General features: G+C 63.1%; 3 protein-coding genes and 1 pseudogene. 2 read left to right on the forward strand and 2 right to left on the reverse strand.

Annotation, left to right across the window (positions count from 1 at the left end; translation table 11 throughout):
* Nucleotides 1-469: DNA/RNA helicase domain-containing protein (locus ACOJSN_RS08380; RefSeq protein ID WP_420112044.1), on the forward strand; the 469-nt coding region annotated here is incomplete at its 5' end.
* 404 nt (nucleotides 470-873) lie between these two features.
* Here the strand turns inward: ACOJSN_RS08380 and ACOJSN_RS08385 are convergent.
* On the reverse strand, nucleotides 874-1,788 hold the full coding sequence (locus tag ACOJSN_RS08385; RefSeq protein WP_420112045.1) for a hypothetical protein: 915 nt from the start codon (nucleotides 1,786-1,788) through the stop codon (nucleotides 874-876).
* 249 nt (nucleotides 1,789-2,037) lie between these two features.
* Here ACOJSN_RS08385 and ACOJSN_RS08390 point away from each other — a divergent pair.
* Nucleotides 2,038-2,298 (forward strand): annotated as a pseudogene (locus tag ACOJSN_RS08390) (IS3 family transposase); the annotation flags it as partial.
* 244 nt (nucleotides 2,299-2,542) lie between these two features.
* Here the strand turns inward: ACOJSN_RS08390 and ACOJSN_RS08395 are convergent.
* Nucleotides 2,543-2,782, reverse strand: a 240-nt coding sequence (locus ACOJSN_RS08395; RefSeq protein ID WP_420112046.1) for a hypothetical protein, incomplete at its 5' end; no start/stop codon positions are given.

Raw genomic sequence — 2,782 nt, forward strand, 5'->3', positions numbered from 1 at the left:
TCAGCGGATCCGCGAGCGCGACGCCGAGCACGGACTCGCGCGCCTCGTCGCCGGCTACGCCTGGAAGTGGCGCAGCAAGGGGAAGAGCGGGCTGCACGACATCGAGCTCGACGGCGTCGCCCTGGACTGGAACGTCTCCGATGTCGACTGGATCGCCTCGAAGACCTCCCTCGAGGAGGTCGGATCGATCCATACGGTGCAGGGGTACGACCTCAACTACGCGGGCGTCATCGTCGGCGGGGACTTGCGCATCGATCCCGAGACGGGCCGTCTCGTCGCCGACCGGAAGAACTACTTCGACGCCAAGGGCAAGGCCAACAACACGATGCGCGGGCAGAAGACATCCGACGAGGATCTGCTGCGGTACATCGTCAACGTGTACCGGGTGCTGCTGACGCGGGGGATGCGGGGGACGTATCTGTACGTCGTGGATCCACTGCTGCGGGAGCGGTTCCGGCATCTGCTCTAGGACCCTGGGCTGGGCCCTCAAGCTTCCGTGGGTCGCTGAATCGTGCAGAGAGTCTTCTTGGATCCCTCAGCAGGCATCACCGTCAACCTTGGACCTCATCCAAGGAGTAGGCAGAGGAGTCCGATGCGCGGTCAGGTGTCGGCTTGACTTACCCGAGCATCAGTCCCGTCTCGTCGATCGCCGACGAATGTCTCCGCGAGGACCGATTGACCCCTGTCCTCTGCGTGTTCCACGTCACCGACCAATCCTGCGCGCCCAACTGAGGTTCCGGCGACCCCTAAGTTGAAATCCATGGTTTGGCGGCTAGCCCGCCAACAAACCCTGACGCTTGCTCGCAGCGCGTCCGCCCCCTCCCTACGTCGGCGCCAGGCATGCGTACACCGTGCGGCATTCCCTGCCCGGTGTCACCGGTGCAGTCTTCTTGCCACTTTTGCGGCGCGGGAGGCGCGACGCGATTTGTCCTTCTTCTGACGCTGCGCAGGATTGAGAGGGCGTCGACCCGCCTCCCCTTGAGACCCACGCCCTGCCCAGAGAACCGGACCTTTCGACACACCGTCCGAGCCATCAGGCTCGAGATCCCGCGACCCAGGAAGGCAGCTCGAGGGATTCGCCGAGCGAAAACGAGAAAGGAACTCGCCAAACACGTCCCGAACCCCCGGATACGCCTCCGCGGGGGCACTCCACTTCTTATAGAAGACGGACCCTCTATACTCGTCTCCTTTGCGCCAAATTCCTAAACCTAGGCGACCCACAACCCAGACCTGCAGCCCACCCACGAAGAGAGTAAACAGGCTCATCAGCGCCGAGGCGATCGGTGCAGACCATCCCACAACAGACGCGTACCCATCCCTAAGCGATTGGGGATAGAGGTGAACGACGACATCGACCAGCAAGAGCTCAGCAGGCTTCCAGGCAATACCGACCCAGAAGAGCGCGATAGTGACAATCGTCGATGCAAATACTGGAAGATACGCGACGACCCCCTTGAGGACATATGCGTAGGCGTAGACCACAAAGGCAATTGCTGCAGCCATCCCGAGGTGCGCCCCGACGCTCATTCCCCAACCTAAGATCAGACCCGTCAGACAGAAAGGCAATGCCTCAGGACCTTCGGAACAGGTGCTACCTACAAGGTCGTCTGCAGTCGAGATCGCATACGCCTCCAAGTAAGAGGTCGCAAACATGATCACCCAGAACACGGAGAATAGGATTCCGGCTTTCCAGAACCGCAGCTGCCTTATTCGGCGGCGCCAGACTCTGGACGCCTGGCCGAAGGGGCCGATTTCGATGTCTATGAATTCAGTATCGTCGTTCGCCACACCGCACCTCCGCCAAGGTCGCCGCACACTCGCACTGGACAATTCTCCCGAACAACCCCCAGGCTATTCGTTACCTCAGACAGACGGAGCTTGCAGGCGGGCGATCGCAGCGCCACCGTCGACAGTGAGGCCAGGAGATTCGTTGTGACATCACTGGTTCGGCTACTTCGATTGAAACCGACCTGACCTGTGGTTTGGCCTCCAGATGACGTCGCTGGTCGATGGTCTTCACGGAAGGCCCTCGCCTATCGCTCCGCCGGCCCGGCGCCCTCGTTCGGAACCGTCGGAGACAGTCTGGTAAATACGATGAAGGAGTCGCTCTGGTTCCCGATGCGGGCACAACTGCTGAATCGAGGCGAGTCGACGACCCGCTTTGAACTGGCGAACGCGATCTTCGATTTCAGCCTGGTGTACAGACGGCGTCGCCCTCGGCACTCATCATTCGAGTACACAGCACCCCACGACCCCGACCTCGCCCGCACTCCGCGGGCACTCCCCACCACAGGAAGCCGATGCCTACGAGTGGAGTCCGTGCCATGGGTCAGGTCGGCGTACGTCTACCGCGCTTCAGTTCCCGTCACGAGCACTTGGCCTGACCTGCAGCCGGGCCTCTCGAGCCCGCGGTGGATTCGTCCCGGCTGCGTGATGCGAGTTATCGTTCCGATCACGTCCACAGGGCGAGCGCGGCCCGTCACCGACCTCGAGGCGTTCGCCTCGAGGGACGGTGAGACCGGTGCGACCCCAGTCCGCCGAGCTACTCGCCCTCGACGTGCGCGGTGGCCGCCGAGGCCTCGCGCAGCGCAGCGGACTCGCGGGCGATCCGCTCGGTGATCACCTCCCGGCGGTCCAGGGAGTCCTGCCCGACGGGCAGGTGCAGCGGAAGCGTGCGGCCCGAGGTGACGACCCGGTAGATGAACGCGGCCGCCTTGACGGGATCGCCCAGCTGGGTGTGGTTGGCCTCCTCGGCCCAGTCGAGGGTGACGTGAGCGGGGGT

Origin of the sequence: Pseudactinotalea sp., assembly GCF_048594945.1 — a bacterium.
In the GTDB taxonomy this organism is placed as follows: Bacteria; Actinomycetota; Actinomycetes; order Actinomycetales; family Beutenbergiaceae; genus Pseudactinotalea.